General features: G+C 72.7%; 14 protein-coding genes and 1 pseudogene. 7 read left to right on the top strand and 8 right to left on the bottom strand.

Annotated elements, in window-relative coordinates; genetic code table 11:
* Nucleotides 1–1,327, top strand: a 1,327-nt coding sequence (locus Cco03nite_RS40725; RefSeq protein ID WP_203699401.1) for a tetratricopeptide repeat protein, incomplete at its 5' end; no start/stop codon positions are given.
* Between the two features lie 120 nt (nucleotides 1,328–1,447).
* On the opposite strand, the gene Cco03nite_RS40730 is transcribed toward Cco03nite_RS40725, so the two are convergent.
* On the bottom strand, nucleotides 1,448–2,965 hold the full coding sequence (locus Cco03nite_RS40730; protein ID WP_203699412.1) for an MDR family MFS transporter: 1,518 nt from the start codon (nucleotides 2,963–2,965) through the stop codon (nucleotides 1,448–1,450).
* A gap of 219 nt (nucleotides 2,966–3,184) precedes the next feature.
* On the opposite strand from Cco03nite_RS40730, the gene Cco03nite_RS40735 reads away from it, so the two are divergent.
* Nucleotides 3,185–3,763 (top strand): TetR/AcrR family transcriptional regulator, encoded by a 579-nt coding sequence (locus Cco03nite_RS40735; RefSeq protein ID WP_203699402.1) that lies wholly within the window; start codon nucleotides 3,185–3,187, stop codon nucleotides 3,761–3,763.
* Here the strand turns inward: Cco03nite_RS40735 and Cco03nite_RS40740 are convergent.
* Nucleotides 3,760–4,260, bottom strand: a complete 501-nt coding sequence (locus Cco03nite_RS40740; protein ID WP_203699403.1) for a GNAT family N-acetyltransferase — start codon at nucleotides 4,258–4,260, stop codon at nucleotides 3,760–3,762. The genes Cco03nite_RS40735 and Cco03nite_RS40740 overlap by 4 nt on opposite strands.
* Before the next feature lie 361 nt (nucleotides 4,261–4,621).
* Entirely contained in the window at nucleotides 4,622–4,837 is a 216-nt protein-coding gene (locus Cco03nite_RS40745) for a biotin/lipoyl-binding carrier protein (protein WP_203699404.1), read from the bottom strand.
* Between the two features lie 128 nt (nucleotides 4,838–4,965).
* On the opposite strand from Cco03nite_RS40745, the gene Cco03nite_RS43230 reads away from it, so the two are divergent.
* From Cco03nite_RS43230 to Cco03nite_RS40755, 3 genes are all read left to right on the top strand, one after another.
* Complete coding sequence (locus Cco03nite_RS43230; RefSeq protein ID WP_120321693.1) at nucleotides 4,966–5,040, top strand: 50S ribosomal protein bL37; 75 nt, start codon at nucleotides 4,966–4,968, stop codon at nucleotides 5,038–5,040.
* Nucleotides 5,041–5,082: 42 nt separating this feature from the next.
* Nucleotides 5,083–6,144, top strand: a complete 1,062-nt coding sequence (locus tag Cco03nite_RS40750) for an ATP-binding protein (RefSeq protein ID WP_203699405.1) — start codon at nucleotides 5,083–5,085, stop codon at nucleotides 6,142–6,144.
* Nucleotides 6,145–6,214: 70 nt separating this feature from the next.
* Nucleotides 6,215–8,065 carry a vWA domain-containing protein gene (locus Cco03nite_RS40755; protein ID WP_425546934.1) on the top strand — a complete coding sequence of 617 codons (1,851 nt, stop codon included), beginning with the start codon at nucleotides 6,215–6,217 and terminating at the stop codon, nucleotides 8,063–8,065.
* 65 nt (nucleotides 8,066–8,130) lie between these two features.
* Here Cco03nite_RS40755 and rsrA read toward each other — a convergent pair whose 3' ends face one another.
* The 5 genes and pseudogenes from rsrA to Cco03nite_RS40780 form a co-directional block, all read right to left on the bottom strand.
* A complete protein-coding gene (rsrA, locus tag Cco03nite_RS40760) occupies nucleotides 8,131–8,409 on the bottom strand; it encodes a mycothiol system anti-sigma-R factor (protein ID WP_203699406.1) in 279 nt (92 codons plus the stop codon).
* Nucleotides 8,406–9,242, bottom strand: a complete 837-nt coding sequence (locus tag Cco03nite_RS40765) for a sigma-70 family RNA polymerase sigma factor (RefSeq protein WP_239168068.1) — start codon at nucleotides 9,240–9,242, stop codon at nucleotides 8,406–8,408. The genes rsrA and Cco03nite_RS40765 overlap by 4 nt, the downstream gene beginning before the upstream one ends.
* 119 nt (nucleotides 9,243–9,361) lie before the next feature.
* Nucleotides 9,362–10,003 (bottom strand): alpha/beta hydrolase family protein, encoded by a 642-nt coding sequence (locus tag Cco03nite_RS40770; RefSeq protein WP_203699408.1) that lies wholly within the window; start codon nucleotides 10,001–10,003, stop codon nucleotides 9,362–9,364.
* Nucleotides 10,004–10,319: 316 nt separating this feature from the next.
* Nucleotides 10,320–10,667: pseudogene (locus tag Cco03nite_RS40775) on the bottom strand (WhiB family transcriptional regulator); the annotation flags it as partial.
* A 179-nt stretch (nucleotides 10,668–10,846) separates the two neighbouring features.
* On the bottom strand, nucleotides 10,847–11,527 hold the full coding sequence (locus tag Cco03nite_RS40780) for an SOS response-associated peptidase (protein WP_203699409.1): 681 nt from the start codon (nucleotides 11,525–11,527) through the stop codon (nucleotides 10,847–10,849).
* 110 nt (nucleotides 11,528–11,637) lie between these two features.
* Between Cco03nite_RS40780 and aroA the strand changes: the two genes are divergently transcribed.
* Nucleotides 11,638–12,924: a 3-phosphoshikimate 1-carboxyvinyltransferase gene (aroA, locus tag Cco03nite_RS40785; protein WP_203699410.1), complete on the top strand. Its 1,287-nt coding sequence runs from the start codon at nucleotides 11,638–11,640 to the stop codon at nucleotides 12,922–12,924.
* A 43-nt stretch (nucleotides 12,925–12,967) separates the two neighbouring features.
* Nucleotides 12,968–13,957: a ribosome small subunit-dependent GTPase A gene (rsgA, locus tag Cco03nite_RS40790; RefSeq protein ID WP_239168069.1), complete on the top strand. Its 990-nt coding sequence runs from the start codon at nucleotides 12,968–12,970 to the stop codon at nucleotides 13,955–13,957.
* Nucleotides 13,958–13,987 lie beyond the last annotated feature (30 nt).

The raw sequence follows: 13,987 nt of genomic DNA on the forward strand, positions 1-13,987 counted from the left end.
GGCGCTGCTGCACGGGGCGGCCTCCGGGGTGGCCCGGCGGCTGCGCGAGGTGCCGCTGGCGCTGCGCTGGGCCCAGCGCGGGGTGGAGCTGGAGTCGAGCAAGCTCACCGAGATGTGGTGGGGCAACGCGCTGCGCGCCGACGGCCAGCTCGCCGCCGCGGTGCAGGCGATGCGCGCGGCCCAGCGGCACGACCCCGAGGACCTGTCGGTCACCTCGGACCTCGCGCTGTGGCTCACCGAGCTCGGCCACACCGGGGAGGCGCTGGAGCTGATCGAGCAGGCGCTGGCCAAGAACCCCTCGTACGACTGCGCCGTGCACACCGCGCACCGCCTGCGCTTCCAGTCCGACGGCGACCCGGACCACCTGGTGGCGCTCGCCGACTTCATGCGCACGACCACCGACGCCAGCCACGAGCACCACGACCTGCAGCACTGCTGCGACGGGCTGCCCTGGCTGGGTTACGTGCCGGCGGCCGTCGAGCCCTACGTCGACATGCTGCGGCAGACCACCGACGAGGAGCGGTCGCACCCCGGGGAGCTGGGCGTGTCCACGATGGGCTCGCCCAGCGCGCTCGCCCTGCTGCGGCGCGCCTGGCCCCGCGTGGCCGTCGCGGCGAGCGAGCCCGGCCCGCCGGACCCCCGGGTGGCGCTGCGGCCGGGCGTACGCCTGTGGGAGTTCGACGGCACCCGCCCGTCGCCCGCGCTGGACCCGCCGACCCCGCACGCCGCCCGCGAGGTCGCCGCGATGCTGCCGCTGGGCTGGGCCGCCCCGCCGATGGCGTACGACCTGGCGGTGCGGCTGTCCGGCGTGCCGGTCGACGAGCTGCTCGCCACGCTGGTGCACCCGCCGACACCGGTGGTCGAGACGGACCGCGACCGGGTGTCGGTGCCGGAGCGGCAGCTGCAGGCGTGGGCGTGCCTGGGCCTGCTGCACCACCGCACCGCCGAGCCGTGGGCGACCTCGACCCGGCGGCGGCTGCTCGTGGAGATCGCCTTCGGGGCCGAGGACTGGACCACCGAAGCCGCCCTGTACGCGCTGGTCACCGCCGCCTGGGTGGACCCGTCGTGCCGCGCCGACGTCGCCGAACTGCTCACGGCCCGGCTGCGGGCCGTGCTCGACGCCCGCCGCACCCGCGTGGTGGCGATAGCCGTGTCGGTGGCCCAGCTCGCGTTCATCACACCGGGCATGCCCGCCGCGGTGCGCGCGCTCGCCCGGGAGCTCGCCGAGGACCGCTGGCCGGCCTCCGCGGCGTACGAGCCCGGCCCGGCCGTGCCGCTGCCCCGGCCTCGGCGCTCGTGGCTCGGCCGCCTGCTCGGCCGCGGCTGACCGGGCCGTTCCGTGAACGGGTGAGGCCCCGTCCCGGCTGCCGGAGCAGCGGGACGGGGCCTCACCCGGCGCGTGCGGGCCGACGCTGGCTCGGTGCCGGCCGGTGCACGCGCGGGTCGATCACTCGACGGCGACCAGCGGGCGGGGAGCCTGCTCGTCCGCGCCGTCGGTCGACTCGGAGCCGCGCAGCGGCACCTCCTTGACGAACCAGGCCGCCACGGGGACCAGGATCGCGAAGCCGAGCGCCCACCAGAACAGGCCCGAGGTGGCGTACGCGATGCCGTGCAGCACCGCGGCCTTGACCGGCTCGGGCAGCAGCTCCAGCTTGTCCGGCTGCAGACCGCCCACGTCGAACGACATGCCGCCGGCCGGGGTGCCCGCCGGCATCGCGCCGGACAGGTCGTCCTTGAGCCGGTTGACGAACACCGCGCCGAAGATCGAGACACCGAACGAGCCGCCGATGGAGCGCACGAACGTCGCGGTCGAGCTGGAGACGCCCAGGTCCTTCTGCTCGACGCTGTTCTGCGCGATCAGCATGGTGGTCTGCATCAGGAAGCCCATGCCGACGCCCAGCACGACCATGTAGATCGAGGACTCGGTGATGCTGGTGTCCACGTCCAGGCGGGTCAGCAGGAACATCGCCAGCGCCAGCGTGACGCCGCCAATGATCGGGAACATGCGGTACTTGCCGGTCTTGGTGATGGTGCGGCCCGCCACGACGGAGGTGACCATCATGCCCAGCATCATCGGCAGCAGCAGCAGGCCGCTGTTGGTGGCCGACGCGCCCTGCACGGTCTGGATGTAGAGCGGCAGGAACGAGATCGCCCCGAACATCGCGAAGCCGACCATGAAGCCGATGATCGAGACCAGGCTGAAGTTGCGGTTGCGGAAGATGCCCAGCGGCAGGATCGGCTCGGCGACCCGGGTCTGCGTCCAGAGGAAGACCGCGATCAGGACCACGCCGACGGCGGCCAGCCCGAGGATCTCCTTCGAGCCCCAGGCGTACTTGTCGCCGCCCCAGGTGGTGATCAGCACGAGCGCGGTGACGCCGACGCTCAGCAGTGCCGCGCCCAGCCAGTCGATGCGGTGCTCGGTCCGGTACTTCGGCAGGTGCAGCGTGCTGGCCAGCACGAACAGCGCGATGCCGCCGATCGGCAGGTTCACGTAGAAGGCCCAGCGCCAGTCGGCGTGGTCGGTGATGAGGCCGCCGATCAGCGGGCCGCCGACCATCGCGATCGCCATGATCGCGGCCATCATGCCCTGGTACTTGCCGCGCTCGCGCGGGGGCACGAGGTCACCGATGATCGCCATCGCGCCGACCATCAGACCGCCGCCGCCGAGGCCCTGCAGGGCGCGGAAGGCGATGAGCTGGTTCATGCCCGAAGCGGGGTCGATCTCGCCGGCCGCGCCGGACAGCGCCGAGCCGATGAGGAAGATGACGATCGAGACCAGGAAGATGGTCTTGCGGCCGTACAGGTCGCCGAGCTTGCCCCAGATCGGGGTCGAGATCGTGGTGCCCAGCACGTACGCCGTGACCACCCACGAGAGCTTGTCGAGGCCGCCCAGCTCGCCGACGATGCGGGGCATGGCCGTGCCCACGATCATGTTGTCGAGCATCGCCAGCAGGATGGCCAGCATCAGACCGGGCAGCACCACCCGGAGGTTGGGTTTGGGGATTTCAGGGGAGGACGTGGCGTCCTGCACTGTGGTCACGGGGGGCTCCACTCGTTCACCGGTACGCTTACTTGCCGCCCGGCTAGAATATTTACTAGCCGTACGGTAAGTTCCCTACTTGCCGGCCGTCAAGTTAGTTCGCGCGACCGGATGACAGTGTGGTCGACGTAACACGGAGCAGTGATGAACGAGCCCGCAGCGAGCCGTGCCGAGCCCCGGCCGGACACCCGCGCCCGCATCCAGACCGTCGCCCTCGACCTGTTCACCGAGCAGGGCTACGACGCCACCTCGCTGCGCGAGATCGCGGAGCGGCTCGGGGTGACCAAGGCCGCCCTCTACTACCACTTCAAGAGCAAAGAGGAGATCGTCGACAGCTTCAGCGCCGACCAGCTCGTCAAGCTCGACCGGATCGTGGAGTGGGCCCGCAGCCAGCCGGACACCAGCTCGCCGGAGTTCCGCCGCGAGCTGCTGCAGCGCTATGCCGACGACCTCTACACCGGCCGGTACTCCAAGGTCATGCAGTTCTTCCACCAGAACCAGCCGGCCTTCAAGAACGCGCCGGCCGGCGCGAAGATGCGCCAGGCCATGATGGACATCATCGGCCTGCTCGTCGAGCACGAGTCGACGCCGACCGCGAAGCTGCGCGCGGGCATGGCCGTGCTCGCCATCAACACCAGCTGGTTCCTGCTGCGGGACACCGAGATCAGCGACGAGGAGCGGCGCGCGGCGGCCATGGAGGTCGCCTTCGACCTGCTCCGCTAGCCGAGCGGGTAGCGCAGGCCCAAGAGGATGACCTCGGGCAGGGGTGACCAGTCCAGCTCGGGGGCGCGCTCGAAGCCCATCCGGGCGTACAGGCGGCGCGCGTCGGCGGCGAAGTCGCGCACGCAGATGACGACGCTGCGGCAGCCCAGCTCCCCGGCGCGGGCCAGGCACGCCCGCGCCAAGGCCTCGCCCACACCGCGGCCCTGGGCCTGCGGCGACACGGCGAGCATGCGGAACTCGGCCTCGCCGTCGGTGGCCAGCTCGGCCAGCGGGCTGCCCGGCAGCACGAAGGTGACCGACCCCAGCACCGCCCCGGTCGCCTCGTCTACGGCGACCAGCACCTCGCCACCGGCCGCGCGGGCGCCGACGTCGCGCAGGTGTGACTCGTACGGGTGGTCCTGTTTGGTCTGCCCGTCGCCGCGGTAAGCGGCGACGGACAGCGCGCCGATCGCGTCATGGTCGGCGGGGGTGGCCGGGCGGACGTGGATCTCGGTCATGCCCGGTGACGCTACTACTCGTTGACATCTCCCCCCAGCTGAAGCAGGGGGATTCGACCCTCACGGGTTGAGCTTTCTGCTTCACCGACAACTGCCGACCCGGGATACCGGCGAGGAGCGGCGTGCCGCCCCATCGGTCTTACATCGTCTCCACAGACATCACTTCCCGCCAGCCCGGCGGTAGGCCCAACCGGCTTGGTTATCACCGGCCAGGCCCGAGCAAAATAGCACACATGTTCGGGTGCGCAACACAGGTCGCGGTGCCGGATTCGCGTTGCCGGCACCGGCTTTCCCCTGTCCCGCTCCGCAGGAACTCCGGTTCCTCCCACCTGAATGCGGGGGTATCCACGGAGGGTTTCGACTACTCGATGACGGCGATGAGGTCGCCCTCCTGGACGACGTCGCCCTCGTTGACGGCGATCTTGGAGACCACGCCGTCGGCCTCCACGATGACCGGGATCTCCATCTTCATCGATTCGAGGATGACCAGGGTGTCGCCCTCGGACACCTCGTCTCCGGCCGCCGCCACGACCTTCCACACGTTGGCCACCATCTCGGCCTTGATCTCCTCGGCCATCGCCGGCCCCTTTCTTGGATCGCAAGCAGGACGGTTCGTATCCAATCACGGAGCGCCTGGGGAACGCCGTTCAACCTGAGCATAGGATTCGAGCTGCGAAACCGCCGACGACGGAAGGGGTGCCGACCATGGGCAAGAAGGCCCGCAAGAAGAAGGCTCGCAAGGGCTCGAAGGCCAACCACGGCAAGCGACCCAACGCCTAATCACGTTGCCGGAGTGCACGCCGGGGCGGATCATTTCCCGCCGTGCACTCCGCCCTCACGCTCACCCCGGCCCAGCTGCCCGACCTGCTCCTGCACGTCGCCGTGGTCCGGCCCGTCTTCGTGTGGGGCGCGCCCGGCATCGGCAAGAGCTCGCTGGTCCGCGCCTTCGCCGACTCGCTCGGCCTGCCCTGCGTCACGCTCGTCGGCACCCAGCTGGCCGCCGAGGACCTGATCGGCGTGCCGGAGCTGCGCGACGGCCGCAGCCGCTTCGCGCCGCCGGAGAGCATCGCCCGCGCGGAGCCGTACTGCCTCTTCCTCGACGAGCTCAACGCCTCCAGCCCCGACGTGCAGAAGGCGTTCTACTCGCTCATCCTCGACCGCCGCATCGGCGAGTACGAGCTGCCCGCGGGCTCGATCGTGATCGGCGCCGGCAACCGCGCCACCGACAACGCGCTCGCCCGCCCGATGGCGTCCGCCCTGGTCAACCGCCTGCTGCACCTGCACCTGCGGGCCTCGGCGGTGGACTGGCTGGACTGGGCGGCCGGCGCGGGCATCCACCCGTGGGTGCTCGACTACCTCACCCAGCGCCCCGACCAGCTGTGGGTGCAGCCGCCGAAGACCGAGGAGCCGTTCTCCACCCCGCGCGCCTGGCACATGCTGTCCGACGCGCTGCACTCCTACGGCGCGGACATCGTCGAGGACACGCTGCGCCTGCTCGCCGGCGGCACGCTCACCCCGGCGCACGCGTCGGGCTTCTGCGCGTACGTCAAGACGGTCCGCCACCGGTACGGCCTCGACGCGATCGTGCGCGGCGACGCCGCCTGGCCGCGCGCCGCGACCGACCGTGACCTGCTGTTCTTCTTCGCGGAAGCGTTCCGGGCCCGGCTCATTCGGGACCTGCCGGACAGCCGCGAGCACGCGAGCCGGGCGGTGCGCGAGTTCGCGCTGCGAGCCAAGGGCCTGCTGGTCGAGCTGGCCGAGATCTCGCTGGAGTGCGCTCAGCTCGTGGTCGCCGCCGACGCCGAGGGCAAGCCGGTGCTGCCCGCCTGGTTCCTGGTGGAGGTGACCCGTGACCTGCCCCGCCTCGTCGCGGCCCGCACGTGACCACCCGCGCGGACGGCCTGCTGCCGCGCGGTGCCCGGGTGACCACTCCGGCCCGCGCAGGCGGCCCGGCGTGAGCCGCGGCAAGGGCGCGGCGCGCAAGGACCCGCGCGAAGAAGCGTTCCACGGTGCGGCGCGGGCCGTCTTCGAGCAGCGCATGTTCCGCACCATGGCCGACTCGGCGCACGACGGCCGGGCGCTGTTCACCTGGTGGACCGAGGACGACGAGCTGAGCCGGGCCCGCGGGTGGGCCCGGGTCCGGCCGGACGGCCGGATCACCGTGAACCGCCACGCCCCCGCCGACCCGGCGCAGTGGACGTGGGTGCTCGCGCACTGCCTGCTGCACCTCGGCTTCGGGCACCTGGAGCCGGGCCGGGCCGCCGACCACCCGGCCCAGGCCGCGGCGTGCCTGGTGGTGACCCGGTTCCAGCAGCAGCTGCGGCTCGGCAAGGCCCCGTTCGCGGTGCCCGCCGAGCTGCCCGGCACCGACGAGGAGCGGCTGGCCGCGCTGTGGCGCGACACCGGCGTGCCCGCCGAGTACGCCGCGCTGGGCTGCGCCGGCGCGTCCTCCGATCAGGACCTGGATTTCACTCCGGAGCCGCCGAGCGGACGCTGGGCGCGGCAGGCGGCCGCCACCGCGACTCCCCCGCCGACCTGGCCGGAGCTGTTCGCGATCGGGCTGGCCGCGGCCGCGACCGAGGCGGTCGAGGAGGCCGGGCAGCACCGGCCGCGCACCGACGGCGAGCTGCCGCCCGACCACCCGTGGGAGCAGGCCCGGCGCTGGTTCGTGTCGTCGTACCCGCTGCTCGGGGCGCTCGCCGCCGGCTTCAAGATCGTCGCTGATGCCGAGCTCGCGCGTGCCTGGCAGATCTCCGTCGCCGCCGTCGACGCCGCGGCCGGGGAGATCTACGTGAACCCGCTGCGGCGGATGTCCGGCCCGGAGCGCCGGTTCGTGCTGGCGCACGAGATGCTGCACGCCGCGCTGCGCCACGGGCAGCGCGTCGGCCCGCGCGACCCCTACCTGTGGAACGTCGCCGCCGACTACGTCATCAACGGCTGGCTGGTGCAGATGGGCGTCGGCGAGCTGCCCGAGGACGTGCTCTACGACCCGGCGCTCAAGGACTGCTCCGCCGAGGAGGTGTACGACCTGATCACCGGCAACCTGCGCCGCTACCGCAAGCTGGCCACGCTGCGCGGCCGCGGCCTGGGCGACATGCTGGACCGGCCGGTCCCGGGGGCGGGTGAGGCCCGGCGCGCGGGCGACGTCGACGACTTCTGCCGGCGGGCGCTGCTCGGCGGGCTGTCACACCACGAGCAGAGCGGCCGCGGCCTGCTGCCGGCCGGGCTGGTCGCCGAGATCCGGGTGCTGGACCACCCGCCGCCGCCCTGGGACGTGCAGCTCGCGCGGTGGTTCGACCGTTACTTCACCCCGCTGGAGCCCACCCGCTCGTACGCCCGCGCCTCGCGCCGCCAGGCGTCGACCCCGGACATCCCGCGCCCCGGCCGGGCCCGGCCCGAGCTGGTGGAGCGGCAGCGCACCTTCGGCGTCGTGCTGGACACCTCGGGGTCGATGAGCGCCGAGCTGATGGGCCGGGCGCTGGGCGCGATCGCGGCGTACGCGCTGGCCCGGGACGTGCCCGCGGCGCGGGTGGTGTTCTGCGACGCGGCCGCCTACGACGCGGGCTACCTGCCGGTGGAGGACATCGCGGGCCGGGTGAAGGTGCGCGGGCGCGGCGGCACCGAACTGCAGCCCGGCATCCGGCTGCTGGAGCGGGCCGAGGACTTCCCCGCCGACGGACCGATCCTGATCATCACCGACGGCGAGTGCGACGTGCTGCGGGTACGCCGCGAGCACGCGTACCTGATGCCCGAGCGCGGCCGGCTGCCCTTCACCCCGCGCGGCGAGGTCTTCCGGCTGCGCTGACCGTGCCTGCGCCGAGCATGGCCGAAGCCCCGTCCACCGGACGGGGCTTCGATGTCGGGAGCGGATCAGCCCAGCTCGCGGGTGACTTCGACCTCGACCACGAGCTCGGACAGCTTGGCCCGGAGCCGGTCCTTCAGCTCCGCGGGCGCCTGCTCCTGCCCGCAGCACCGGTTCACCAGCGCCTTGACCTCCTGCTCGATGCCGTACTCGCGCAGACACGGCGAGCACTCGTCGAGATGCTGCTTGATCAGCGAGCGGCGGTCGTCGGAGCATTCGAGGTCGAGGTAGAGGTATACCTCGGTGAGCACCTCGCGGCAGTCGCCGTCCTCGTGTTCGGTCGTCATGACGCCTCCCGAGCGCTGGTCGTGCCCGAGAACCCGCGCTCCGCCGCATAGCCCTCCAGGAGCTTGCGCAGGTTGCGCCGGCCGCGGTGCAGCCTGGACATCACGGTGCCGATCGGCGTGTTCATGATGTCCGCGATCTCCTTGTAGGAGAAGCCTTCCACGTCGGCGAGATATACCGCCAACCGGAACTCCTCCGGCAACGACTGCAGCGCGTCCTTGACGTCGCTGTCGGGCAGCCGGTCCAGCGCCTCGGTCTCGGCCGAACGCAGGCCCGAGGAGGTGTGCGACTCCGCCTCGGCCAGCTGCCAGTCGGTGATCTCGTCCGTCGGCGCCTGGATGGGCTGCCGTTGCCTCTTGCGGTACGAGTTGATGAAGGTGTTGGTGAGGATGCGGTACAGCCACGCCTTGAGGTTCGTGCCGTCCTCGAACTGGTGGAACGCGGCGTACGCCTTGAGGAACGTCTCCTGGAGCAGGTCCTCGGCGTCGGCCGGGTTACGCGTCATCCGCAGTGCGGCCGCGTAGAGCTGGTCGAGGAAGGGCATCGCGTCCCGCTCGAAGCGGGAACGACGCTCTTCGACGCTGTCGGTGCTGGTCAACCGCGAGACCACCCTCGGAGTACGCTCTTGCCGCGGCTCCTTGACAGCGGACCGCAGCGCTGAGGCTGACTCTACCGATGCCAGGTGCACCCGCGGGGCGGGCACCGCGGTAATGCCCGAAGCCGCGTCGTCGTCCAGCGCCGCCGGCCACGCGGGAGCCGACAGCAGCCGTTCCACGGTCTTCAGCACCGGATCGTCGCCCGACCGCGTCAGGCAGCGCGTTCCCGTCCGCACCATGGATCCACCTCTCGCCGGGGCCGCACGCTTCCGGCCCACCGCGGTCTGTAACGCCACGCGACGGCTGTCGCATTCCGCGGGACGACCTGGGCAGTGGCGACCGTCACTCCGCCCGGCCGCTACCGGGCCCAGCCGCGGGCGCGCAGCCAGGTGACCACGGCCCGGCCGACGGCGTCCGGCGCTCTGCGCAGGTCGTGCCGCTCCCCTTCGAGAACAACGAGCTCGACCCCGGGTGCGGCGTCGGGCACGCCGAACGGATCCGCCGACCCGTTGACGACCAGCGTCGGCAGCCCGGTACGCAGCTCCTCGGCCCGGCTGCGCTCCGGCTTGCCGGGCGGGTGCAGCGGGAACGCCAGCGCCACGATGCCGGCCGCGCCGACCTCACCGGCGGTCCGGCAGGCGACCCGGGCGCCGCTGGACCGGCCGCCGACGATCAGCGGCAGTCCCGGGAAGCGCTCGGTGAGCGTCGGGAGGACCGCCCGCCATGCTTCGTCGAGATGTCCCGCCGGGGCGGGCGCACGCCGCCCGGCCACCCGGTAGGGCTGGGTGACCAGGGCCACCACCAGCCCGGCGGCGACCGCGCCGTCGTGCACGGCGGTCAGATCGGGCGCATCCACGCTGCCCCCGGCCCCGTGCCCGAGCACCAGCAGCGCGACCGGAGCAGCCGCCCCGGCCCGCCGCCCGGCCACCTCGCCGGGCACGGTCACAGCAACCTGTGCCGGCCCGCGCCCGGTCTCGACCGTCTCCGTCACGCCTCGCATACCGCGATCATGCCGCCCCGGCCACCCGATCGGCGTGCGGCACACCCCTCCCCGCGTTGATCATGAAGTTGTGGCGGCGACACGCCGTCGAGCCGTGCCACAAGTTCATGATCAAAGCGGAGAGGGGTGGCCTGGGTCAGGCGGCGTGGGCCGGTTCTCGGGTCAGGAGCAGGGCGTTGTCGCGGTCGGCTTCGCCCAGGGTGCAGAGGGCTAGTTCGGCGCGGGACTGGGTGGGGATGCGCGGCAGTTGCCGCGCCGCCCCGGGCGCCCGCTGCGGCGGGGCGAGCTGCCCGGCCGAGACCACCAGGTCCGGCTGGGGCCCGTACGCCGTGTACGGCAGTTCCTCGTGCTGTTCCTCGGTGCGCCAGGCGACCAGCATGGCCCGCCGCTCACGTGCGGTCGTGCCACCCCAGACACCGTGGCAGTCGCCGACGCTGAGCGCCCAGGCCAGGCAGGCCCCCGACACCGGGCACCTGCCGCACAGCTGGACGGCCGCGTCGGCCGGCTCCAGCGGCGCCGGAAAGAACGTCTCCGGATCGACGGCCTGGCAGGCTCCTCTGGTACGCCAGGCGTTGTCATGCCGCTCCCGTACGGCCCGCACCAGGCGCGGGTCCCTACGAGCAGCGGCGACTTCATGCGGGCGTGGAATACGCGCGCGGGTCATCCACCCACCTCCCCCGTGGGTCGGTCCCCCCGCCCCCGGCGGGAGGATCCGGCTCAGACAGACGGTGACGCGCGGCACTGCCGCTTACCACCGACGCTGCGTTCTACCGCACGGTAGAAGGACGGGGCAAGGGTTTACCCGAAAACCCATGACACAAACTGGAACGATCCAGCGCAAAATTAGAACAGACCAGCCTGCACGTCCGGCTCCGCGAGGCGCCTGGTCAATTCAGGACCATCATTGCGTACGTTGCCGACGGCCGGACCCACCGGGCGGATCTCCAGACCGGACAGGTAACCCGGCGCCGGAGGCGCCAGCAGTTCCGGGTCGGCCGGGCCCTGCAGCCAGGCCGACCACAGCTCCGGCTCCAGCAGCAGCGGCATCCGGTCGTGCACCCGGGCCAGCTCGCCCTGCGCCGCCGTGGTGACGATGGTGCAGCTCAGGCCGAACTTCGACGCCGTCCACAGGCCCGCGAAGGCCAGCCCGCCCGCCGGGTCGGTCATGTAGTAGGCCTGCTTGCCGCTGTCGGTGCGGACCCACTCGTACCAGCCGTCGGCGGGAACGATGCAGCGCTTGCCCGCAAACGACGGGGCGAACACCCGCGACATGGCGAGCGTCTCCGCCCGCGCGTTGATCATCTTGAGGCCGGTGCGCGGGTCGTCGGCCCACGGCGGCACCAGGCCCCACCGCGCCAGGCTCAGCACCCGGGCGTCGCGGGCCGCGTCGACGCGCACGATCGGGGCCGGGTCGGTGGGCGCGAGGTTGTAGTCGGGGGCCAGCGATTCGGCGGTCTCGTCCTCGGCCGCGAACAGCCGGGTCAGATCCGCAGCCGTCCGTGTCGTCGCGTACCGCCCACACATGCCGCTCACCTTACGCCAGCGGTTATCAGGCAGACTGTGAGCGTAAGCGAACGCATCGAACAGACCGCGCGCGGCCGAGCCGCCGCCGACGAGCGCAGCGAGGAGAAGGCGTGAGCAGAGCACTCGTGCCCTGGACCGCACCGACCGCCGTCGATGCGACGGATGCCGTCGTACGGCTGCCGGGTTCGAAGTCCATCACCGCCCGGGCACTCGTGCTGTCCGCGCTCGGCATGGGGCCGTCGACGCTGCTGGCCCCGCTGCGCGCCCGGGACACCGAGCTGATGGCGGCCGGGCTGCGGGCGCTCGGCGCGCACGTGTCCACCTCCGACGACGAGCGCTGGGAGATCCGGCCCCGGCCACCGGTCGGGCCCGCCCACGTCGACGTCGGCCTGGCCGGCACGGTGATGCGCTTCCTGCCGCCGGTCGCCACGCTCGCCAACGGCCCGATCACCTTCGACGGGGACCCGCGCGCCCGGCAGCGCCCGCTCGGTCCGCTGCTCAAGGCGCTGCGCGCGCTGGGTGCGACGATCGAGGCGTCGAGCATCGACGGGCTGCCGCTGACCGTGCACGGCAAGGGCGGGCTGCGCGGCGGTGACGTGGCCGTCGACGCCTCGCTGTCGAGCCAGCTCATCTCCGGCCTGCTGCTGGCCGCGGCCGACTTCGACGAGGGCATCACGGTGCGCCACACCGGCGACAACCCCGTGCCCAGCGCGCCGCACCTGCGGATGACGGTGCAGATGCTGCGCGCCGCCGGCGCCGCGGTCGACGACTCGGCGCGCGACGTCTGGCACGTGGCGCCGGGCCGGCTGTCGGGCCGGGCCTGGCAGATCGAGCCCGACCTGTCCGGCGCGGCCCCGTTCTTCGGCGCGGCGCTGGTCACCGGTGGCAGCGTCACCCTGGCCGGCTGGCCGCGCAGCAGCGTGCAGCCGGTGGACAAGGTCCGGCAGCTGCTCGGCGCGCTCGGCGGCGCGGTCACCCTCTCCGAGCACGGCCTGACCGTGACCGGCACGGGGACCATCAAGGGCATCGACGCCGACCTGTCCGACGTGGGCGAGCTGACCCCGGTCGTCGCCGCGCTGGCCGCGCTGGCCGACGGCCCGTCGACGCTGCGCGGCGTCGGGCACATCCGCACCCACGAGACCGACCGGCTGGCCGCGCTGGCCCGCGAGCTGACCGCGCTCGGCGCGCGGGTCGAGGAGACCGCGGACGGCCTGGCCATCACGCCCGGCCCGCTGACCGGCACGGTCTTCGAGACCTACGACGACCACCGGATGGCGCACGCCGCCGCGGTGATCGGCCTGCGGGTGCCGGGTGTGCAGCTCACCGACGTGGCGTGTACGTCCAAGACGCTGCCCGAATTCCCGGCACTATGGAGCGCGGTGGTCGCGGGACGATGAGAGGCCGGCGGTGAAGAAGAAGCGGGAGTACGACGAGGACGACGTGAAGGTGCGGGCCACCAAGGCGTCGCGGTCGCGTCCCCGCACCCGCACCCGGCCCAGGCACGACGACGCGGTGACCGGCTTCGTCGTCGCCGTCGACCGGGGCCGCTACACCTGCGTCGTCCACGAGGGGAAGAAGGTCCTCGAGGTCACCGCGATGCGCGCCCGCGAGCTGGGCCGCAAGTCGGTCGTGGTGGGCGACGAGGTCGCCCTGGTCGGCGACGTGACCGGCGACGCGGGCAGCCTGGCCCGGATCGTACGCATCGAGGAGCGGCGCTCGGTGCTGCGGCGCACCGCCGACGACGACGACACCACCGCCGAGGGCCGCATCGAGCGGGTCGTGGTCGCCAACGCCGACCAGCTCGTCATCGTCAGCGCGCTGGCCGACCCGCCGCCGCGCGAGGGCTTCATCGACCGCTGCCTGGTCGCCGCGTACGCCGCCGACATCGAGCCGCTGCTGTGCCTGACCAAGGCCGACCTGGCCGGGCCGGAGCAGGTGATCGGCTACTACGCCGAGCTCGACCTCGATCACGTGCTGACCCGCCCCGACGGCGACCTCGGCGAGCTCCGCGAACGCCTGTCCGGGCGGCGCTCGGTGCTGGTCGGGCACTCCGGCGTGGGCAAGTCGACGCTGGTCAACCGGCTCATCCCGGACGCGCGCCGGGCGGTCGGCGTGGTCAGCGCCATCGGCAAGGGGCGGCACACCTCCACCAGCGCGGTCGCGCTCCGGCTGCCGGACAAGCGCGAGTCGTGGATCATCGACACCCCGGGCGTACGCAGCTTCGGCCTGGCCCTGGTCTCCTCCGACGACCTGCTGCACGGCTTCCCCGACCTGGTCGAGGGCACCGTCGACTGCCCGCCGAACTGTGAGCACACCGGCGACGAGTGCGCCCTCGACGCCTGGGTCGCCCAGGGCAAGGCCGACCCCCGCCGCCTCGCGTCCTTCCGCCGCCTGCTCGCCTCCCGGGCGGGCGACACCGAACCCGCCTGACCCCCGCCCCTGCCGCAACTCTTAGAGGCT

Origin of the sequence: Catellatospora coxensis, from assembly GCF_016862635.1 — a bacterium.
In the GTDB taxonomy this organism is placed as follows: Bacteria; Actinomycetota; Actinomycetes; order Mycobacteriales; family Micromonosporaceae; genus Catellatospora; species Catellatospora coxensis.